This is a genomic window from Pantoea osteomyelitidis (genome assembly GCF_044342975.1).
In the GTDB taxonomy this organism is placed as follows: Bacteria; Pseudomonadota; Gammaproteobacteria; order Enterobacterales; family Enterobacteriaceae; genus Pantoea; species Pantoea osteomyelitidis.
This window is the reverse complement of record NZ_JBGFSN010000012.1, coordinates 136,283-155,614: the sequence shown is the minus strand read 5'-3', so window position 1 is coordinate 155,614 and position 19,332 is coordinate 136,283. Positions and strand designations below refer to the sequence as shown.

The following is a 19,332-nucleotide window of genomic DNA, read 5'->3' as shown; positions in this document are numbered from 1 at the left end:
ATCCTCATGCGCAATGTTATTACCACTGCAGTTCTGAAAACCATGATCCCCGGCGAACTGGAAGATTACCGTGCCATTGGCGAAGATTTTCGCCGGGAACTGACCCATGCTGTGATGCGTGACCTGAATGTCCCCGAACAGTGGGACATGAATGGCGAGTACCGCAGCGAGTTCGGGGGATTCTTCCCGGTGCAGGTACGATTCACACCCTCCCACGGCAGGTTCGGCGTGGCGGTATGCAGCCCCGGCGACGTCAGTCCTGTCTGGATGGTGATGGTCATCACCGCCAGCGGGCGCCCGTTTTCTGTCGTCAGGACGATGCCTGCGTTCAGCCCGGATGTTATCAACCACACGTTAAGCCTGGTGGCCTGTCTCGATACGGAAGGTTTTTCCGCAGACAGTATCATCAGTGTTCTGTTGAGGGAGAGCGCAAAATGATCCCGAACAATCTGTCACTGGTACCCCTGAGCCATGAGCGTCGTGCTGTGATGCAGGCCATCGCGGAAGTGGAGAAAAAACATGAGCGGGGCGTTCATATCGCTGATTTCGCCTATGCCCATGCTTTTTTCCGCATCCTGAACGGCAGCAAACGCGTCACTGTTAAAGACATTGGCTGGTTCTCTCCCGGGCTGAACGCACAGACGCTGCGGGGGAAAAAGCAGGACTGGCTGGCGGCGATCGACCGGCTGATTGAAAGCCGTGGTGCATGCTGCTGGTTGCCCCTGTCCCTGTATGACTGCTGGCGGCTGTTCCCGGAAACGAAGTTTCAGACGTCGGAACGCTGCCGCAGGCAGAGTGAACTGAGCGCCGAAAAATATACCCGTCAGCGCCGCAGGGAGGCATGCCAGCGTGAAACCGCGTATCAGGCACTGGCAGGCCAGGCGGAAATTGAGCTGGCTTTCCATACGCCTGAAACGGTCAGCAGCTGGAGTGCCCGCTGGTCGGGAACAGCACTGCGCCGGTATGATATTGAAGAAATGTTCTGGCGCTGGAGTGCACGTTTTCCGTCACTGGGATCCCTGGAGCGCTGGACAATGGCGAACCAGCCCTTCTGGGCTGTGCTGGTTGAATCAGATGCGCTGGCAAAAGAGAGCGCTGAGTCTGTCAGGCAACTGGAACGCTGGATGGTACCCAATAAGCTGACTGACCGGAGCCGGGTATAGCGTGGCGTTACTCGCTGAGCCGGGACTTGCTGTGGATACCGTGTCCCGGCCTGCATAAACTGGCGTCATAGGGAGTGGGGGTCGGTCAGCAGGCGCCTGAATCTTGAAGCCTCTGCAGGTGACAGGTGCCGGGTATGCGGTATGCATGCATATTATGTGGCAGGCCGGTCAGGCGCTGCAGCGACAAACACTACATACACTCAGTAACAGCCTTAAAGGAGTAAGGAAATGTACTATATAACTGATATTTGGAAGGACGAACCGGATATTCTGACACCTCTCAGAAATAAAAGACTTGTCATTAAAAACCTGGAAGGACAGGTCATTTACAGCCGGGACGCGCCAGAAGATGGGTGGACCCATGAGCTGCTGACTGAAATACAGCCGTCTGGTGCAGGACGGCGCTAATGCCTATCTTGGCGATGAGTAGATAGGATCGACCGAAGTGTGAATTAGAGAGGCCCGACAACTGAAGCATCAGCTGTTGGGCCATAAAACTCGGGCTGATGCCGCTACGGCAAAAATAGAAATTTGCGGTCGGATAAGACCTATGCTGATGCAATGGCTCTCCTGCTCCAAATTTTTATCAGGCTTATCTGACAGTCATTGTTTCACTTTTCCCGCAGTGAATCCGGTTGTTCCTGGTTTCACCTTTCGCTATGTCTGTTTCATTTTTTTGTCTTTGGGCGTCGTCCCTGAAGAGACACGGCTGTCGTAAACAGAGCCAGCAAGCTGTCTCTGCCCTCCGGGCTTCCATCCTGACGCAACGTCATATTAACGCTTGCTGCATCCTTAAAAGGATGCGCCGCTTTCACCGTGTCGGTAATAAATTCCCGACACTCTGATGGCCGTAACGGTAATTCGTCTTAAGCCGATTTTCCGTTACGGGTTCTATGCATTCTCCCGGTCTGTATTACGATAAAGAATTCTGGAATTACCGGGTTATTCAGTAGGGTATCGGCAGGAAAGTAGCTCCGAACAGAATTATCTTTACCACGACAAAAAACAGGTTTATCGTGCCTGAGGATAAGCAAAGCAATAATATATTTGATGCCGCTATTTATAATGGTGTTTTTTTTGTTTAATGTTTTCATAAATCGTCTGAACTTCATGTGCATACTTCAGGCGCTTTCTTTCCTGTACTTTGGTTTTGCTAAATCCGGCATTATAAGCTCCAACAGACCGCCATGAATACCCCCAGCGTTTAAAGGCAAGTGCCAGATAATATGCACCAGTATAAATATTCATGCAGGGATCACGATAAAGTTTTGCAGGAGTGATACCAAACTGAGCCAGGTGCGAAAAATTTTGCGAATGGATCTGCATCATTCCGATAGCATAATTTTCGTGGGTGACAACATTCATCGCCTCCGCTCGCCATGATGACTCTCTGAACGATACCGCCCGCAGTAAATCTGGGTCAATACTGTAATCTCTGCCCGCCATTTCAAAGCAATCTTGTGCAATGACCGGACAGGTCAGCGCGAATAATCCAGAAAGCAAGATTTTCCTCATGCGCAAAATCCCTTAATTTACTTTCGCCGTGCCAGAGTGCCATTTTTGACTAAAAACGGCAATGCCTGGAAATACTGAATCCTACCCGGCCAGCTATTTAGCGTATGCCTGCTCCTTAACATCAAGGTCCCACACACCTCGCAAGATTTCGTCTTGCATGATTATTCTTTAAAATTATATCTTTATGTTTTTTTTCATGATGGTTTTAAATAAAGTATAAGTTAAATAGAGTATGATTATACTCTTTGGATACTCTGATCAAAGTGTGAATCATACTCTAACTAGAGTGAGGTGGTAATTTCAGATAGTTAAAGAGAGTATGCTCGCGAGTATACTCTTGTTTTTAGGTATCCTATACTCGCGGTTATACTCTGTTTATTTTAATGATATACTCGTCTTACACTATGGATAAGTGTATTCATGTAATATTAATGCTTAAACATACTTATTGGTTTCAGAAGGATCCACGATGCCACGTATACAAACTTTTGTCAGCAATCAGGTTCGTGAGGAAATAGAGGCTCTGGTTACAGAGCGCAGGCAGGAAGGGGCAACAGAAAACGATGCTACGGTATCATCTGTAACCTCAATGCTTATAGAACTGGGTCTAAGAGTATATAAAATCCAGAGAGAAAAAAAGGAAAGTGCATTTAGTCAGATGGAATATAACAAAGTGATTCTGGACAATGTCGCAAGAGTCCGGGCTATGTGTACAGAAATAATGAAAATGAGTGCGTTAAGCCACGAAGCAATCGAATGCGGTGATTTTGACCTTGATGTTCTGAAAAAATCAGTAGCAAATTTTGCAGAAGATCAGGTTAGTGTTTTCTTTCCTGAAGAGCACGAAATCGACTGAGTTTATAAAGCTATAATCCAGCCTCTTGTCCCACATCTATGGCGCAGGGGGCTTTACTTAAGAAATATGTTTTGTTCAGTTAGTGCAGCAGAGTTGCTACTTCTCTAAAATGAGAGGTTATGTGTCTGGGATCTCTGAGGAGCGATGAGCCTGAATGAGCAACAGTCTCTGCTAAATTCAACCTGCACATTTTATAATTGACAATACCTGCTCGAAATAGACAGTTATACTGGAGCAATGATGACTTTCTGGTGGTTATTTTTTTACCGGGTGATGGATGCACGTTTGGGTTTTTTCCTGTCACTTGAAAAGATAAGTTGATGGTGCATTTTGCAAGATATTTTTTATTTCACTCCCAAAGCGCTAATCATTTTCTGGATTTAAATTGTACTCTGAGTCGTGCAGTTCATGCATTTTTACGTCAGATTTTTTATTTCCTTTTTAAATTTTAGTTTTTTTGTGAGCGCAATCATAAAGTAATGAGTAAGGTTGTTATGTATTGAGTAGAGATCTTCAATGTTGTATATTTGGCTTAAGGTAAATGAATCTTTATTAAGAAATGAAGTGTCCTTTTTAAATTAATTAACTTCTGTCGCGATGACAGGGGAGGCAACCCCTGCCATCGCTGGCCACCAATAACCTGAACGCTTTTAACAGGAGGTTGCCGATGGTTATCATCGATCCTAGCTATACAGTTCATTTACGCAAGATCTTTCCTGAGATCAGTGAGTCTAAGATTGAGATATTTACACTTTTTGTCTACGGAATGACTTGTAAAGACATTGCCAAGCTTAAAGGTGTGAGCCCTCAAGCAGTTTCTAAAGTACTACGCGAGATTTGTAATATGTACGGAGTAACAAATCTCGATATGCTTAAGAGCGTCTATGCTATCCGACTCGACCTTTACACTCATCTGAATTTTAGCTTTGAAGCTTACGTCTGACAGGTATTTTCCAAAAGCGTGATGTGATGTATGTCACGCTTTATTTTTGATATACATCAATTCGTGGTTGTCAGACATTTCCTGGAATTTCCGTTTTCTAATTAATAAACATATGGTTGCTCGACTTTTTTGTTGGTTGATTCTTACAACTGGCGAGGAAATATTTTTTCTGGCATGCTTTTTTGCAGCTTAAAACATCTTCTGAAGAGACGGTGATTGATGGAAGAAAAAAGAAAAACTTTTCTGCCAGTGGGTAGGTATGTGAATATTTTTTTGGATATAACGACGTATGGACAACTTAAGCAGCAAGCTGCTAAAGAACGTCGAACCATTGCCAAAGAGGCTAAGCATATTATTGAGCAGTGTTTTGAGTCTGAGGGGAAAGATAATCAGTAGAGTTCGGTTGTTGATGTTGAGGTATCTGTTGCAGCGCCGTTTAATTATTTGATGGTTCTGTGCCGGATTGACTTAACCCGTCAATTCCGCTCTGGGTTTTTGTTAATCATATAAATGGAGTTTTTATGAATTCAACCTTATCAAAAGGCGGCTTCCCCGCGTCTGTGAAAAATCGTGCATGGCAATACTGCCAGATGGCATGGCATGGTGTAACCAGTAAAAAAGCGTTGTCCCGTCTGACTGCGCTGTCTCCGCTGCTGTTACTCGGGGTGGGACAGATTGCCAATGCAACTGACTTGCTGGCCGGGGGCAAAGATGATGTTAAAGCCACATTTGGTGCCGACTCATTCGTCATGATGTGTATCATCATCGCCGAACTGATTGTCGGTGTGGCGATGTACATCCGCACCAAAAACCTACTAATTCTGCTGGGCCTGGTTGTGGTTATCGTCTTCACCACTGTCGGTCTGTCCTTCATCAACTGATATGACGGGAAACGATTTAGACAAATACCGTTTCCCGAAAACTCTGTCTGAGCAGAACCGCATTATTGGACTGCCCCTTGATGAAGCTATCCCCGCAGCGGTTGTTTTGCTGTGGGGATTTTTCACCAAGAAATATTTATTCAGTCTGATTGTCGCGGCAGTTATCTGGCAACTGATCAGAGCGGCGAAACGCGGAAAAAGCTCCCGCTGGTTATACAACTGGTGTTACTGGTATTTGCCCACTGAATTATTTCGGGTTGTCTACCGCGTTATTCCCGATTCCAGTTTCAGGAAATGGATTAAATAAATGTACGCAGGGCCATATTATGGAAATCAGTGCTCGCAATTCATCCACTAAAATTATTGCCATTTTTATTCTGTCGCTCACGACAATGGTCTTTATTCTGGGTTTTGCCGTGGCATGGCTGGCTGTGACCAACAGAACACTCATCCATGAGCAGCGTACGGTTGTCACGCCGATGACTTATAACGCGCCTTTCGTTGTATCGGAAACAAAAGCCGATACCGAGTTTTTCCGGATGATGACGCTGTCCTTCCTGGCCCTGCGTCTTAACGTCTCCCCCGAAACGGTGGATTCCAACCATGCTTTTTTGATGTCTTTTGTCGAACCGGAAGCCCGCAAGGAATTTAAACAAGTTCTGCAGGAAGAGGCTGCACAGATTAAAGCCAGTGATGTGAATTCCACGTTTTACACCACTGAAATCAATGTTTATCCCGTTGACGGGCGCATCGATGTACGCGGTGTGCTGAAAATGTGGATTGGCAACTCAAAACCTGTCACGGAATTAAAAACCTACCGGCTTCGTCTGAAGTACACCGGAGGCTTTACCCGTATTGGCCGCTTCTATGAGGTGACCAATGAAAAATAACCTTCCGGCGTTGTTGTTAGGTACCGCCATGATGGTCGCCTTGCCCTGGACTGCGCAGGCGCAGTTTCCGGTTACGCTCAGTTTTCCGCAGGGCGGACAGTTCCGGCTCAGTATCAGCAACACCGATCCCAACATGATTTTCATTCCGGGTGACAAAGTCACTGCGATCACCGCTCAGGGCGGAATGCTGGCAGACAAGCGACTGACGTCTGCCGGTGGGGTGCTGTTCACCTCTGTAGCCACCCGGACCTTCACGCTGTATGTGGAAAGCGCGCTGGGCCAGACGTTCTCTGTCGTTGCCACTCCCGTGAAAGGTGAAGGGCGCGTCTACCGGCTGATAAGCGCAGAGCCGCCGGGACGTCCGGAAACCCGTAAATGGGAAACCTCTCAGGCTTACGAAAAGCTGCTCATCAGTCTCAACCGTGGCGTGCTGACAGGGGTTATGCCTGACGGCTATGGCGAAGTGAAACCGCTGGCAGACGGCATTCACGTTCCCGGCGGGTTTTCAGTTACGCCACAAAAAGCCTGGGCTGGAGATCAGCTGCGGGCCGACAGCTATGAACTGCGCAATACCAACAGCTGGGGAGTGACGCTCCGGGAGCAGGACTTCTGGAAGCCCGGAGTCCGTGCAGTGATGTTTGGTAATAACGCGCAGTCTCTGATGGGCGGAGGAACGATGACCATCATCGTCATCCGTGAAAACGGGGAGAGTGAAGATGGCCAACATTAACAAAGTTGTCCGTCGTCGTCAGGTTGCCCTGCTGGTAGCCCTTGTTCTGGGGATAGGGGCAGGCGGAGCCGGGACCTGGATGTTCTCAGAGATGAACCTGAAGAAAACCCCGCCCGCAAAAGTGCCAAAAGGTGAACCCGCGCCGGACATGACCGGGGTGGTCAATCAGTCCTTTGACAATAAGGTCCAGCGTTCCGCCATTGCGGAAGCGCAGCGGCTGAATAAAGAAACTCAGACGGAAATTAAAAAGCTACGTACAGAAATGGGGCTTATTGGTCGGGATCTGACAGATTCACAGGATCGGATTCGTGAACTGGAAGACGAGAACAAATTGCTGCAGACACAACTCGAAGCCGGTAAGAATTTCGATTCTCTCGATGCCGAACCGTTGCCGGGAGCACTCGCCTCTCAGGGAAAACCTGCTCCGGCAGGTGAGGTTCCCCCTCCAACCAGTTTCTGGCCAGCAGGCGGCGCGCAGGCACCTGCCGCACCGGTGATGACCCCCGTTCAGCGTCCGGGAGTGATGGACAGCCAGGAATTCGGCCTGCCGGATACCGGACCGAATAAGCCCCGTTTTCCGTGGATTTCTTCCGGCAGTTTTGCCGAAGGAATTGTGGTGGAAGGAGCAGATGCCAATGCGTCCGTTACCGGCGACAAAAATACCGCCCCGATGCAGTTACGACTGACCGGCAAAGTGCAGATGCCAAACGATGCCGAATTCGACCTGACCGGCTGCTTTGTGACGCTGGAGGCCTGGGGTGATGTTTCCAGTGAACGAGCCATCGTTCGTACCCGAGCGATCAGCTGCAAGCTGGGTGATGAAAACATCGACCAGAAAATTGCCGGTCATGTGTCCTTTATGGGCAAAAACGGCATCAGGGGTGAAGTGGTCATGCGTAATGGCCAGATCCTGCTTTACGCGGGAGGGGCCGGTTTCCTCGATGGTATCGGCAAGGGGATCGAGAAAGCCTCATCCACAACGGTCGGAGTGGGCGCCACCGCCAGTATGAGTGCCGGCGATATCGGCCAGGCCGGGCTGGGCGGCGGCGTCAGTTCTGCGGCAAAGACACTTTCTGATTACTACATCAAACGTGCTGAACAATACCACCCGGTTATCCCGATCGGGGCGGGTAATGAGGTCACGCTGGTTTTCCAGGACGGCTTCCAGCTTGAAACGCTGGAGGAAGCCCGTGCGAAAGCTGCGGCACGTAAGAAACAAAATCAACCCTCTGCCTTATCAGCACCTGCGGCTATGCCGGGTAGCACGCCGGACATGCTGAAGCAATTGCAGGACTTCAGGGTAGGGGACACCGTCGATCCGACCAGTGGTCAGGTCATTACGCAGTAAACGGGAGCCGGTAAACCGGCCAGAACAACACAATCCGGAATAGTCAGTGCCCTGGAAGACGTGAAAGGGATGGGCGGTAGCGTGTCCGGACAGCATAAACAGGAAGGGCAATGGCAGACGAACTGGATCAGTTGCAGGAGCAGGAAGACCTTTTGAACAGGCTGCATATTCAGGCAGTAAGACAGAAATTCAGCGCGAAGGGGGAAAGCCTTACCCGATGTGAGTCCTGTGGAAACGCCATTCAGGAAAGGCGTCAGAAAGCGGTACCCGGTGTGCGTACCTGTACTGAATGTCAGCGGAACATTGAAATTCGGCAAAAACATTATTTGAGATAAACGATGGAAAGCAAAAAAGGGAATGTGCTGGTCCGAGGGAACAGGGGAAGGGGGAACATAGAGATGAACAAAATCACACTCTTGCTGGCAGGCTGCACCCTGCTGTTATCCGGCTGTGCCGGTGTAAAAAGCAGCTTCGACTGCGATGCCACAACGTCTGATACCTGTATGACCATGACGAAGGCTAATCAACTGGCCCGGGACAAGGCGGCAAAACAGGCGGGAAAGCAGGCTGCGGGCGGACTGCCTTCCCTGGTTAATCTTCCGACTACCTCTGCGACAGCTGTATCGTCGGCATCCCGTACCGTCGTCAGTTTCCCTGCCGCGACCAGGCCAGTCAGCACCGCGCCTGCCGTTTCTGCAGGCACATCCGCAGGTATAAATACGCACTCTGAAACGTCCACACTGACATCCCGTCCGGTTGACGGAACGCAGGTAACAAATGTTTCGCGACCACCGGCTTTACGTCCGGCGGCATCAGCCATCGTTCCGGCACCGTCATGCCAGAGCGTGCGCTGTGACAATCCCGGATCTGTGCATCCACAACGCAGTCAGGAACAGATCGCCACGGTCTGGATAGCGCCCTGGGTGGACAGCGATAACGCCTTCCATCAGCCCGGTCGTGTGTCTTTTGTGGTCCGTCCGGCGGACTGGGTTCTTCCGTCCCGGGTGAATTGAGGAGTTTCGGGTGAAAAAATTTCTGAGCGTGCTGGAAAATCTGCAGAACGCCTTCCGGATGCCCGATGGCGCGTCGGAGATGACGCGCAATCTGGCCAGCCTGGACTTTCCGCAGCTGACCAGCGTCCTGCCGTACCGTGACTATGACCGTGACAGTGGGCTGTTTGTGAACCGCAGTACGGTGGGCTTTCTGCTACGTGCAGAGCCTCTTATCGGCGCCAACGAACAGATTGTGTATGTGCTGGAAGATCTCATCAAAAGCAAGCTGCCGCGCAAGACGCCGATTTCATTCCACCTGGTGTCCAGCAAGCTGATCGGCGATCAGCTTGACCGTGGCCTGTCCGAGTTCCGCTGGCAGGGGAAGCATGCTGACAAATTTAACCGTATCACGCGGGCGTATTATCAGCGCGCGGCGCAGCAGCAGTTCAACAGCCCGACCGGCCTGCCGCTGACCCTGCGTGACTACCGTCTGTATATTTCTTACTGCGTAAAGGCGAAGAAGCGGACGGCGGCAGTGATGACGGAAGTCGCTCATATCCTGAAGGTTCTGCGTTCCTCGCTGGACGCGGCAAAAATTTACACGCAGGCGGCAGATGACCAGGAGCTGGCCACGCTGGTTCACGGGATGCTGAATGCCCGTCATGATCAGTTGTACCCGGATAACGTACGTGTCGGTAAATTTGATGAGCTGCATCAGCGCTGCATTGACCAGCGTATCGGCATCGATATTTTTCCTGACGATGTACGCATCAGCCTGGCCGATCGTCACGGCAGCATGACCACCTCGCGGGCCATGAATTTTATGTTGGAGAACAACCCGGATATGTTCATGCTGTGGATGGGGGGCGATAACCTGTCCAACCTGCTCAGCCCCGATCTGACAATCGCCAGCCCGTTCGTCATTACGATGGTGATGGAGGCCGAAGACCAGGTGGCGACGCAGGGGGAAGCCACGCGCAAGTATCTCGACCGGGAGAAAAAAGCCAACTCTCCCTATGCCACCCTGTTTCCCGGCGTGGCCAAACAGGCTAAAGAATGGAAGGAAATCCGCGAGCATCTTAACAGCAACCAGACCTGTATTGTCCGCTATTACTATAACGTCACCACGTTCTGTCCGGATACGGATGAGGATGCGCTGGTCTGCGAACAACAGGTCATTAATACCTTCAAGAAGAATGGCATAGATTTGTTTTCCCCGACCTATATGCAGTTCCGTAACTGGATAGCGATGATCCCCTTCATTCATGCGGAAGGGCTGTGGGAAGATATCAAAATGGGCGGAGCCACATGCCGGGCGGAGAGTATCCAGGCCGTGAATCTGTTGCCGGTGGTGGCCGACAACCGGCTGGGTCAAGGGGGATTGCTGACGCCGTCCTACCGTAACCAACTGGCGTTCCTCGATATCTACGGGGACGGGATGGGCAACACCAATTACAACATGGCGGTCACTGGCACTTCGGGGGCAGGTAAGACCGGTCTGGTGCAGCCTATTCTGCGCAGCGTGCTGGACTCCGGCGGTATCGCCTGGGTGTTTGATATGGGGGACGGCTACAAATCGTTCTGTGAGAACGTGGGTGGCACATACCTTGACGGTAAGTCATTAAAATTCAATCCGTTTGCCAATATTTCAAATATCAATGAGTCCGGGGAACGTATCCGTGATCAGCTGGCGGTGCTGGCCAGTCCCAATGGCACGCTGGATGAAGTACATCACAGTCTGTTGCTGCGCGGTGTGCAGGAAGCCTGGGAAGCGCACAGGGAAAAAGCACGTATAGACCACGTCGTCCAGAAACTGACCGCCATCCGTGAGGATGAGAAATATCAGAACTCGCCGGGTATCACCAATCGCCTGGATGAAATTATCGAACTGCTCGGGAAGTACTGTTCCTGGGGGATCTATGGCGAATACTTCAACAGCGATGAACCGTCACTGACCGATAATGCCCGCTTTATCGTCCTGGAGCTGGGAGGGCTGCAGGATAAACCTGACCTGCTGGTTGCGGTGATGTTTTCCCTCATCATCTACATCGAAGACAAAATGTACCGCACGCCGCGCAGCCTGAAGAAATGTTGCACCATCGACGAAGGCTGGAAGCTGCTCAACTTTAAAAATGAGAAGGTCGGTCAGTTCATTGAAACAGGCTACCGCACGGTACGCCGCCACCGTGGCGCTTTCATCACCATCAGCCAGAACATCAAAGACTTTGACGCCGATGATGCCTCCGGCGCTGCAAAAGCGGCCTGGGGTAACTCTGCCTTCAAGGTGATCCTCAAACAGGATGCCTCTGAGTTTAAGCAGTATAACCAGAACCGTCCCAACCAGTTCAGCGAGCTGGAGCGCAATGTTATCGGCAAGTTCGGCGATGCCAAAGACCAGTGGTTCTCTTCCTTTATGCTGCGCATCAATGATACCTGCAGTTTCCATCGGCTCTTTGTCGATCCGCTCAGCCGGGCCATGTTCAGTTCAAAAGGTGATGACTTCGAATTTATTCGCCAGTGCCGGGAACAGGGCATGGATATCCATGACGCGGTATACCAGCTGGCACAACGTAACTTCCCTGATGAGATGCGCGAACTGGAAGCGCTGGCGGAGGCCGTATGACAACGCAGCATCCTGACACAGAACCACAGGTTAATGATGTCCCGGGAAAAGAAAAACCTGTCAGGAAAAAAATGACACAACGCGAACGCCAGAAGCGCCGCTGTCTGCGCAGTCTTCTGCTGGTCACCGCCACGATCCTGTGTATCAACGCTGCTGTCACGTCATTACTGATTAGCTGGCGCACGCCGACGGTTGTGTCATTTGATATGAAAAAAACGCTGGATCAGTTCACCGAACAGGCCAGGGAACACTTGCTGGATGAGACGCAGATTACAGCATTGACAGATCGATTTATGACCAGCCTCAATGCGGAGTTACAGGACTGGCAGCGCCGCCATGATGCGTTGATCCTGGTGACACCCGCAGTGGTCAGCGGAGCCGCAGACATCACCGCTGAGATCCAGAACGGGGTGGCGCACCGGATGGCTGAAGATGGTGGCAACTGATGAAAAAAGGGCTGCTGGTACTGTTACTGATATCCGGCATGGTTCAGGGAAAAAATCTGGGGACATGGGGGGAGATGTATCCCATTACCGAACAGGACATACTCACCACCATCCAGACCCGCCTGAAGGCAATGGAGGCCAGCGGCGAGATGGCCCGGGCGCAGGATGCATTCAAACAGCGCGTCATTGAAAACACCCTGCGCCCGAAGCCGGTAGAAGGACTCACCCTGGCACAGAAGAACACCACGCACTATATCGATCCGTCGCTGACCGTCGGGGAGGATCTGAAAGACCATCAGGGGCGGGTGTTTGCCCGCAAAGGGCAAGTGATAAATCCGCTGGATACCGTCCCGTTCACCGACACGCTCTACTTTATTGATGCAGATAACCCGCAGCAACTGGCCTGGATGAAAGAGCAGAAGCCCGGAACGCTGACGTACCGCGTCATTCTGGTCAACGGCGATATCCGTGAAGCAACAAAAGCCCTGGACACGCGTATTTATTTTGACCAGGACGGCACGCTAAGCAGGAAGTTTGAACTGACAGCTATCCCTGCCCGGGTGACGCTTTCAGAAGATCGTCGCCGCCTTCGGGTAGATACCTTTGCCATTCCTGGCCCCGGAGATGCCCATGAATAGGACACTTGTTCTGTTGCTCCTGACTTTTGTCCTCAGCTGGCCGTCAGTGAGTCAGGCTGCAACAACCAGCGCTTCCGTGGAGTGCGAAGGCCGTTTTGTAAACCCGATCACCGATGTCTGCTGGGAGTGCATTTTCCCGGTCACCATTGGCAATGTGCCCGTGGCAAAAGGACGTCAGCCGGATACACCGAATCCGGGCATGCCCATCCAGTTTTGTCCGATGGGGATTTTCTATCGTGTGGGGCTGGCCATTGGCTACTGGGAGCCGATGGCGCTGACTGATGTGACCCGCTCCCCCTACTGCATGGTGAATCTGGGCGGTTTCAATATTAACGTGGGGAATGTCGGTACCGGGACCGGCGGACAGGAGAACAGGGTAAACGCCGGCGCGTTCTACCATGTCCACTGGTACAAATACCCGCTGACATACTGGCTGAACATCATCACGTCGATGGGCTGTTTGCAGGGAGGAGACATGGACATCGGATACCTGTCTGAACTTGATCCGATGTGGGACAGCAGCTCGCTCAGCATGATTATCCAGCCTGAAGCGATTCTTTTCGGCAACGTTATTGCGCAGGCAGCCTGTGCAGCAGACGCCGCCGCAAGCCTGGTGCATATGCCACTGGACCCTTTGTTCTGGTGTGCCGGCTCTCAGGGAAGTATGTACCCGTTTAATGGATGGGTATCGAACGAATTCAGCCCTATGCAGACCTCCCTGCTGCTCAGTGAACGTATGGCCTTCAAGCTTCACCGGCAGGGCATGATCATGAACTCCGTTGGTTCGGATACGGCGGTCTGCTTTGAATATCCGTCTCCCATCATTCCGAAAAGCCGCTGGCGTTATCACCTGGTCAACAAATATCCCGATGCAGGACAGTGCCATCCGCTGGGACGCAGCGTGACCCGCTGGGAAACCGGCAAGAACATGCCCAACGACCGTCGAAACTTCGGGTATCTCTTCTGGCGTAAACGCAACTGCGTTTTCCTTTAAGGAGCACAGTATGTTTGTGAGCAAAAAAAGTATGAGTTTGTCTTCAGCCGCTCCGCCGAAATGGCTTATGGCCCGGCATACTTACTGCCAGAGGAGCCAGCACTGTGAGTAAAACACTGCTTCTTCTTCTCGCCCTGTTTACCGCAGGGCTGGCTCAGGCAACTGAACATGCGGAAAACCGCCAGTTTATCAGGGAACAATTAAAGCTGGACCGTCAGCGATTTCAGTCTCTGCAGACGCCAGAGCTTCTGAAGCAGGCCCATCCGCTGGCGCCGCAGGAGCAGTCGTTCATTGAGGCTCAGGCGCAGCAGTTCCGGCAGTCCATGCAACCCGGCGAGCGTCCTGTTGATGCTGCGCTGGTTTTTGTCTCTTTCTCAATGCCACCTGATGAGCTGAAACAGCGAGTTCAGGACGCGGCGGTCCTCAATATCCCGGTAGTTATCCGGGGGATGGTGAACGGCGACATGCGGGCCACGGCGAATGCTGTCGCCGGGCTGGTGAAGGAGAGTAATACCGGCGGTGTGCAGATAGACCCGACTACTTTTCGTAAATACAACATCACTGCCGTACCGGTACTGATTGTCGCCTGCGGTAATCAGGGCGATAAAGTCGACCGTCTTCAGGGGGATCTCAAGCTGCATCAGGCACTGAAACGCGTGGCAGAAGAGGGCGACTGTGCGCAGACCGCTAAAAGCCTACTGGGCGAGGCGGCTGAATGAAACGGAAACACATTTTGTTGATGGCTGTGGCGCCAGCCTTTCTTGTGCAATCGCTCATCGCTAACGACCAGTTTAATCAGGGAATGCAGCTGGGGAAAGCGAACAAAAGCCAGGGCGCTGATGCCATTCAGGTATTTAAGCCCGCTGAAGTAATCCCCGGCTACACGACGTCTCCTTCTGAAAGCGGGTACTACGGCGGGGTGACCGCATCAGGCGTGGATATGACATCGCCGGGTTCTGCCGCGCTTAACAGTTCTGAAGCCGGAAAAACCATCACGGAATTCATCCTTAATATCCCGGCAGACAACAAACCATCGCTGGATGCACCGTTTATCTCCGAAGGACTGAATATGCAGGCGAAAGCGGAAACCATCACCGGCGGCGGATTCGATGGCTGCGTGGACCAGCCTGCGAGTTTTACCGAAATCACAACGCATCAGTGTCTGCGGGACACGAAAATTGAGCAGTACTGCTCACGCACAGCGACCATTGTTGGCGACTGGAAAGAGACGACAGAGATTAAAACCTACACCCTTACCGCCTTTAATTTCAGTCGTTCCGGAAAGCAGATCGTCTTCAGTGTGGCCGCTCCGGAAGCGGGCATCATACGCAGTGCAAGCCTGAACGTGACCACGCAGAATTATCTCCTGAATTCCCGGGCGAGCTTTATGAATACCACATTCAATCTGACCTGGAATGACACCGTTGCACTTGGAGGTGCTACTGGGATGACACTGACCAAAGGACAGGCTCTCAGCGGGACAAGCTGCAGCGGTAACGGCAGCTGTACCGGGACGCTGGATAACAATATCTTCAACGATTTGACCAGTGGAAAAACGCGCTTAACGCTGACACTGGTGATGCAGGTTAAAAGTCGGGAGTGGGTGCCACGAGTAGAATGGTCGGAAAGCTGTCCGTTCAGCAAGACGGAAGGGGCAATGACCGGCTCTCAATGTGTTGAGCCGGGAGGCAACCGGACAGTTGTTGTTGAAGGAAAAACCTACAATATCCACCAGAACTGCTGGAAATGGCAGGACATATACCTGACCCAGACAGAGACGGAAGGAACATGCGGGGAGTATATGAGGGACCCTGCCTGTACGGTGACCCGTAGTCAGTGCGCCGACACGGTGGATGGTTTTTGTGTGAGTCAGCAAGTGACTTACTCCTGTGAACGAAAAAAAACGGGTAACGGACAGATTTGCGGCGGCGAGTTCTTTTGTACGGACGGCAGCTGCGCTCAGGGGCAGACAGGAACCAGTAACATGTTTGGTCAGGCTGTCTCCGTGCTGGCTGCTGTCGCGGCTGCGGGCAAAGACGTGGCTGAACTGAATGGTGAAAACGTCCGGGCTTTCACCGGCGAAGCCAAATCCTGCAAAAAAATGGCGGCGGGCTTTAATAACTGCTGCAAGGATTCCGGATGGGGCCAGGATGTGGGGCTGTCGAGCTGCAGTAGCGATGAAAAAGCGTTGGGCAAGGCCAAAGAGAAGAAACTGACGGTTTATGTCGGGGAATACTGCAGTAAAAAAGACCTCGGGGTGTGTCTGGAGAAAAAGCGTGGCTACTGCCAGTTCGACTCCAAACTGGCCCGCATAGTCCAGGAGCAGGGTCGTCGTGACCAGCTGGGCGTGGGCTTCGGCAGTGGCAAATCTCCGGACTGCCGTGGCATCACGGTGGATGAACTGCAGCGTCTGGATTTCGGCAGAATGAACTTCAGCGACTTTTACAGTGATCTTAATACCGGCAGTGACATTCCGGAAGATCAGGCGCTGCTGAAAAAAGCGCAGGATATCATCGCGGAAAAAATGAAGGAGAATGCCCCGTGAGATATGTCATCGGTGCGATTGTGCTTCTTATTACTGCATCGCTGCAAGCCGCTCCTGAAGAGGTGCTGGCACCCAACTATGCCCGGGAAGAAGGATGGCAGTGGTATAACCCGCAGGCGCAGGAGGCTGAACCTGAACCCGTTCCGGTACCGAAACTGCACGAACGACTGGTCAGCATGACGCCATCAGAGCAGAAAAAGGTGCTGCAACAGGCGACCCGCGAAGCGCTGGACACAGCCATCCTGTATCCGTCTGCAGAAAATTTCCGTCGTTTTATGACGCTGCAAAACTTCTGGACCGACCGCGCGACCGATTTTACCCAGACGGCAAAACTGGCACGACTCAAGTATCCGGAGCTGGACTACAACGTAAAACGCAGCCATTACAACAGCACGGTTGAAGCCCGCCTGACAGAAGAGAAGAAGATCCAGAGCGCGGTGATAAGCCAGGTGGAGCAGCGTTACGGTCTGTTTTTCTTTTACCGGGGCAACAATGCCGTCGACAACCTGATGGCCGGGGTGATACGGGCTTTCTGTGAAGATCGGGGGATCAGCCTGATGGCCGTCAGCGTGGACGGTAAACTCAGCGAGCAGCTTCCGCAAAGTCGCCCTGACAGCGGACAGGCTGAAAAAATGCGTGTCACCCACTTCCCGGCCACGTTTCTGGTTGATCCGAAAACTCACCAGTGGCAACCCCTCGCATGGGGTTTTATGAGCCACGACGACCTGGACCGCCAGATGGTCAGCGTTCTGACCCATTTTGCTCCGGCCTACTGATAACACCTGTCCTTTAAGGTATCCCATGCTTATTACTGTATTGCGGACCGCCATTCTGATGGCGGCGATGCTGCCCGGCTGTCTGCAGGCCGGGACACTGGATGATATTCGTGCTCTGGAAGCCGGGAAAACGGGCCGGCGCGCCCTTGCGATGGATTCTCCCGGGCTGCCAGAGAACAGGGCGTCGACGACCACAGACCGTGCTGCTCAGAATACGGCTCCCGTCTGGTATGCGCTGAGTGATGGCAGGAAAGTGAATTTGCAGGACTGGAAGGTGGTGCTGTTTATGCAGTCGACCTGCCAGTACTGCCGCCAGTTCGCCCCGGTACTGAAAACCTTTTCTCAGCAGACCGGTCTTGGTGTCTTTCCCATCAGCCTTGACGGGAAGGGCGATGTTGAGTTTCCCGATGTACTGCCGGCAACCCCGGATGTGATGGTGGAATATTTCCAGAACGGGCTGCCGGTGGCCACCCCGACCACTTTTCTGACCAACGTCAACACAATGGAAACCTGGCCGCTGTTGCAGGGGGCGGCAGGATCCGGTGAGTTCCGCAACCGGCTCAATGATGTGCTGCGCATGGCGCTGAACAGACAGGCAGGCAAAAATCCTCAACCTCAGGGAAAACAATAATGCGACTGAAACCGCTCTGCCTGGCGTTTACGCTGTGCCTGTACAGTACAGGCACAGCGCTTGCCGGGCTGCAGGATGACATGAACTCTTTTTTTAATGATATGAGTTATGCCAGTAACACCACCTCTGCAAAAGTCTGGCAGGGACAGGCCGCCCGCTACGTGTCCGGAGGCTCATTCTATGCCCGTACCGGTAACAAGAACATTCAGCTGGTTTCCATCAGCCTGCCTTCCATCAACGCCGGCTGTGGTGGCATCGATATGTATCTGGGCGCGTTTTCTTTCATTAACTCTGACCAAATTACGGCTTTTGTGAAACAGACGATGGCCAACGCTTCGGGATACTTTTTCGACCTCGCGCTGGAAACCACCGTGCCGGAGCTGAAAGCGGCGAAAGACTTTCTGCAAAAGATGGCCGCCGATATTAACCGTTTCAATATGTCCAGCTGCCAGTCGGCGAAGGCAATGGTCGACAACGTGGCATCCTTATGGGGGGAGAGCCAGCAGAACGTCTGCCAGTCTGTCGGCGGGCAGAAAAGCGTGTTTTCGGACTGGGTGGCTTCCCGTCAGGGCTGTACCTCAGGCGGGAAATACGGCTCTGTCACTGATAAAGCCACAGGCGCGGAAAAGGACCAGGTGCTGAAAGATATCAACCTGATGTGGAATGCGCTTGGTAACAGCACGCTCAGCAACAATGCGGAGTTGCGTCAGTTTGCTATGAGTATCAGCGGATCGGTGATTTTCGGCAGTTCCGGAGAGGTGCGTATCCTGTCTTCGCTGGCATCCGATCGCAGCCTGCTGACAGCAATGATGAGCGGCGGCAGTGCGAAAGTGTACGTCTGCGATAACCAGAATAAATGTCTGTCCCCGACCCTGAGTAATGTGACGATTTCTGCAGACAAATCTCTCATTAAGATGGTGCAGGACATGCTGACCAGCATCGAGAACAAAGCCATCACCGACACACCGCTGACGGAAAAAGAGAAGCAGTTCATCAACAGTACCTCCATTCCCATCCTTTCCTGGATTGTTGACCAGTCGTCCCTGAGTGTCTCGCAATCCCTGTTTGCCCAGCTAACGGATTACATCGCAGTCGATATTTATCTCCAGTATCTGGAAGCCGTAATGAAAGTCGTTCATGGTTCGCTGGCCACCAAAGACTACCCGGGCGCCAACATGAAGGAACTGAGAAACGGGCTGGCCGATGCGCGGCAGGCGCTTAATTCGCTGCGCATGGAGGTACAGATTAAGGAAGACGCGCTTATTTCCGCGCAGCAGCAAATCCGCTTTATCCGCCAGCAGGTCTCCTCGAAGATGAGCGATCGCGTGCTGGGTAACTACCAGTTCAGCAGAGTGAATTAA

At 52.1% G+C, this 19,332-nt stretch carries 23 protein-coding genes; 22 read left to right on the top strand and 1 reads right to left on the bottom strand.

Features of this window, described 5'->3' with window-relative positions; translation table 11 throughout:
* Nucleotides 1-6 precede the first annotated feature (6 nt).
* The 3 genes from psiB (at nucleotide 7) to ABU178_RS19805 (ending at nucleotide 1,571) form a co-directional block, all read left to right on the top strand.
* Entirely contained in the window at nucleotides 7-438 is a 432-nt protein-coding gene (gene psiB / locus ABU178_RS19815; protein WP_397218151.1) for a conjugation system SOS inhibitor PsiB, read from the top strand.
* Entirely contained in the window at nucleotides 435-1,163 is a 729-nt protein-coding gene (locus ABU178_RS19810; RefSeq protein WP_397218148.1) for a plasmid SOS inhibition protein A, read from the top strand. The genes psiB and ABU178_RS19810 overlap by 4 nt, the downstream gene beginning before the upstream one ends.
* Before the next feature lie 228 nt (nucleotides 1,164-1,391).
* Nucleotides 1,392-1,571: a hypothetical protein gene (locus ABU178_RS19805; RefSeq protein ID WP_397218146.1), complete on the top strand. Its 180-nt coding sequence runs from the start codon at nucleotides 1,392-1,394 to the stop codon at nucleotides 1,569-1,571.
* Between the two features lie 648 nt (nucleotides 1,572-2,219).
* Here ABU178_RS19805 and ABU178_RS19800 read toward each other — a convergent pair.
* Nucleotides 2,220-2,678 carry a transglycosylase SLT domain-containing protein gene (locus tag ABU178_RS19800; protein WP_397218143.1) on the bottom strand — a complete coding sequence of 153 codons (459 nt, stop codon included), beginning with the start codon at nucleotides 2,676-2,678 and terminating at the stop codon, nucleotides 2,220-2,222.
* A 469-nt stretch (nucleotides 2,679-3,147) separates the two neighbouring features.
* Between ABU178_RS19800 and traM the strand changes: the two genes are divergently transcribed.
* From traM to traH, 19 genes are all read left to right on the top strand, one after another.
* Nucleotides 3,148-3,534, top strand: coding sequence for a conjugal transfer relaxosome DNA-binding protein TraM (traM, locus tag ABU178_RS19795; protein WP_397218141.1), 387 nt, complete (start codon nucleotides 3,148-3,150; stop codon nucleotides 3,532-3,534).
* Between the two features lie 667 nt (nucleotides 3,535-4,201).
* Nucleotides 4,202-4,477, top strand: a complete 276-nt coding sequence (locus tag ABU178_RS19790; protein WP_397218139.1) for a helix-turn-helix transcriptional regulator — start codon at nucleotides 4,202-4,204, stop codon at nucleotides 4,475-4,477.
* Nucleotides 4,478-4,696: 219 nt separating this feature from the next.
* Nucleotides 4,697-4,873, top strand: a complete 177-nt coding sequence (locus ABU178_RS19785; RefSeq protein ID WP_397218136.1) for a hypothetical protein — start codon at nucleotides 4,697-4,699, stop codon at nucleotides 4,871-4,873.
* Between the two features lie 125 nt (nucleotides 4,874-4,998).
* The gene (gene traA / locus ABU178_RS19780; RefSeq protein ID WP_397218134.1) at nucleotides 4,999-5,358 is read left to right on the top strand and encodes a type IV conjugative transfer system pilin TraA; all 360 of its coding nucleotides are present in this window, start codon (nucleotides 4,999-5,001) and stop codon (nucleotides 5,356-5,358) included.
* Between the two features lies 1 nt (nucleotide 5,359).
* Nucleotides 5,360-5,665 (top strand): type IV conjugative transfer system protein TraL, encoded by a 306-nt coding sequence (traL, locus tag ABU178_RS19775; protein ID WP_397218132.1) that lies wholly within the window; start codon nucleotides 5,360-5,362, stop codon nucleotides 5,663-5,665.
* Between the two features lie 19 nt (nucleotides 5,666-5,684).
* The gene (traE, locus tag ABU178_RS19770; RefSeq protein ID WP_397218130.1) at nucleotides 5,685-6,248 is read left to right on the top strand and encodes a type IV conjugative transfer system protein TraE; all 564 of its coding nucleotides are present in this window, start codon (nucleotides 5,685-5,687) and stop codon (nucleotides 6,246-6,248) included.
* Nucleotides 6,238-6,978 (top strand): type-F conjugative transfer system secretin TraK, encoded by a 741-nt coding sequence (gene traK / locus ABU178_RS19765; protein ID WP_397218128.1) that lies wholly within the window; start codon nucleotides 6,238-6,240, stop codon nucleotides 6,976-6,978. The genes traE and traK overlap by 11 nt, the downstream gene beginning before the upstream one ends.
* Nucleotides 6,965-8,326 carry an F-type conjugal transfer pilus assembly protein TraB gene (gene traB, locus ABU178_RS19760; protein ID WP_397218126.1) on the top strand — a complete coding sequence of 454 codons (1,362 nt, stop codon included), beginning with the start codon at nucleotides 6,965-6,967 and terminating at the stop codon, nucleotides 8,324-8,326. The genes traK and traB overlap by 14 nt, the downstream gene beginning before the upstream one ends.
* A 110-nt stretch (nucleotides 8,327-8,436) precedes the next feature.
* The gene (locus ABU178_RS19755) at nucleotides 8,437-8,661 is read left to right on the top strand and encodes a TraR/DksA C4-type zinc finger protein (RefSeq protein WP_397218125.1); all 225 of its coding nucleotides are present in this window, start codon (nucleotides 8,437-8,439) and stop codon (nucleotides 8,659-8,661) included.
* Nucleotides 8,662-8,724: 63 nt separating this feature from the next.
* Nucleotides 8,725-9,339 carry a type IV conjugative transfer system lipoprotein TraV gene (gene traV / locus ABU178_RS19750; RefSeq protein ID WP_397218123.1) on the top strand — a complete coding sequence of 205 codons (615 nt, stop codon included), beginning with the start codon at nucleotides 8,725-8,727 and terminating at the stop codon, nucleotides 9,337-9,339.
* Between the two features lie 10 nt (nucleotides 9,340-9,349).
* Nucleotides 9,350-11,941, top strand: a complete 2,592-nt coding sequence (gene traC / locus ABU178_RS19745; RefSeq protein ID WP_397218121.1) for a type IV secretion system protein TraC — start codon at nucleotides 9,350-9,352, stop codon at nucleotides 11,939-11,941.
* On the top strand, nucleotides 11,938-12,387 hold the full coding sequence (gene trbI / locus ABU178_RS19740) for a type-F conjugative transfer system protein TrbI (RefSeq protein ID WP_397218119.1): 450 nt from the start codon (nucleotides 11,938-11,940) through the stop codon (nucleotides 12,385-12,387). The genes traC and trbI overlap by 4 nt, the downstream gene beginning before the upstream one ends.
* Nucleotides 12,387-13,025 (top strand): type-F conjugative transfer system protein TraW, encoded by a 639-nt coding sequence (gene traW / locus ABU178_RS19735; RefSeq protein ID WP_397218117.1) that lies wholly within the window; start codon nucleotides 12,387-12,389, stop codon nucleotides 13,023-13,025. Before trbI ends, traW begins: the two co-directional genes overlap by 1 nt.
* Nucleotides 13,018-14,019 carry a conjugal transfer pilus assembly protein TraU gene (traU, locus tag ABU178_RS19730; protein WP_397218115.1) on the top strand — a complete coding sequence of 334 codons (1,002 nt, stop codon included), beginning with the start codon at nucleotides 13,018-13,020 and terminating at the stop codon, nucleotides 14,017-14,019. Before traW ends, traU begins: the two co-directional genes overlap by 8 nt.
* 104 nt (nucleotides 14,020-14,123) lie before the next feature.
* Entirely contained in the window at nucleotides 14,124-14,738 is a 615-nt protein-coding gene (gene trbC, locus ABU178_RS19725; protein WP_397218113.1) for a type-F conjugative transfer system pilin assembly protein TrbC, read from the top strand.
* Nucleotides 14,735-16,564, top strand: a complete 1,830-nt coding sequence (gene traN / locus ABU178_RS19720; protein ID WP_397218111.1) for a type-F conjugative transfer system mating-pair stabilization protein TraN — start codon at nucleotides 14,735-14,737, stop codon at nucleotides 16,562-16,564. Before trbC ends, traN begins: the two co-directional genes overlap by 4 nt.
* Nucleotides 16,561-17,340, top strand: coding sequence for a type-F conjugative transfer system pilin assembly protein TraF (traF, locus tag ABU178_RS19715; protein ID WP_397218109.1), 780 nt, complete (start codon nucleotides 16,561-16,563; stop codon nucleotides 17,338-17,340). The genes traN and traF overlap by 4 nt, the downstream gene beginning before the upstream one ends.
* Before the next feature lie 25 nt (nucleotides 17,341-17,365).
* Entirely contained in the window at nucleotides 17,366-17,971 is a 606-nt protein-coding gene (trbB, locus tag ABU178_RS19710; protein ID WP_397218106.1) for a type-F conjugative transfer system pilin assembly thiol-disulfide isomerase TrbB, read from the top strand.
* Nucleotides 17,971-19,332, top strand: coding sequence for a conjugal transfer pilus assembly protein TraH (gene traH, locus ABU178_RS19705; protein WP_397218104.1), 1,362 nt, complete (start codon nucleotides 17,971-17,973; stop codon nucleotides 19,330-19,332). The genes trbB and traH overlap by 1 nt, the downstream gene beginning before the upstream one ends.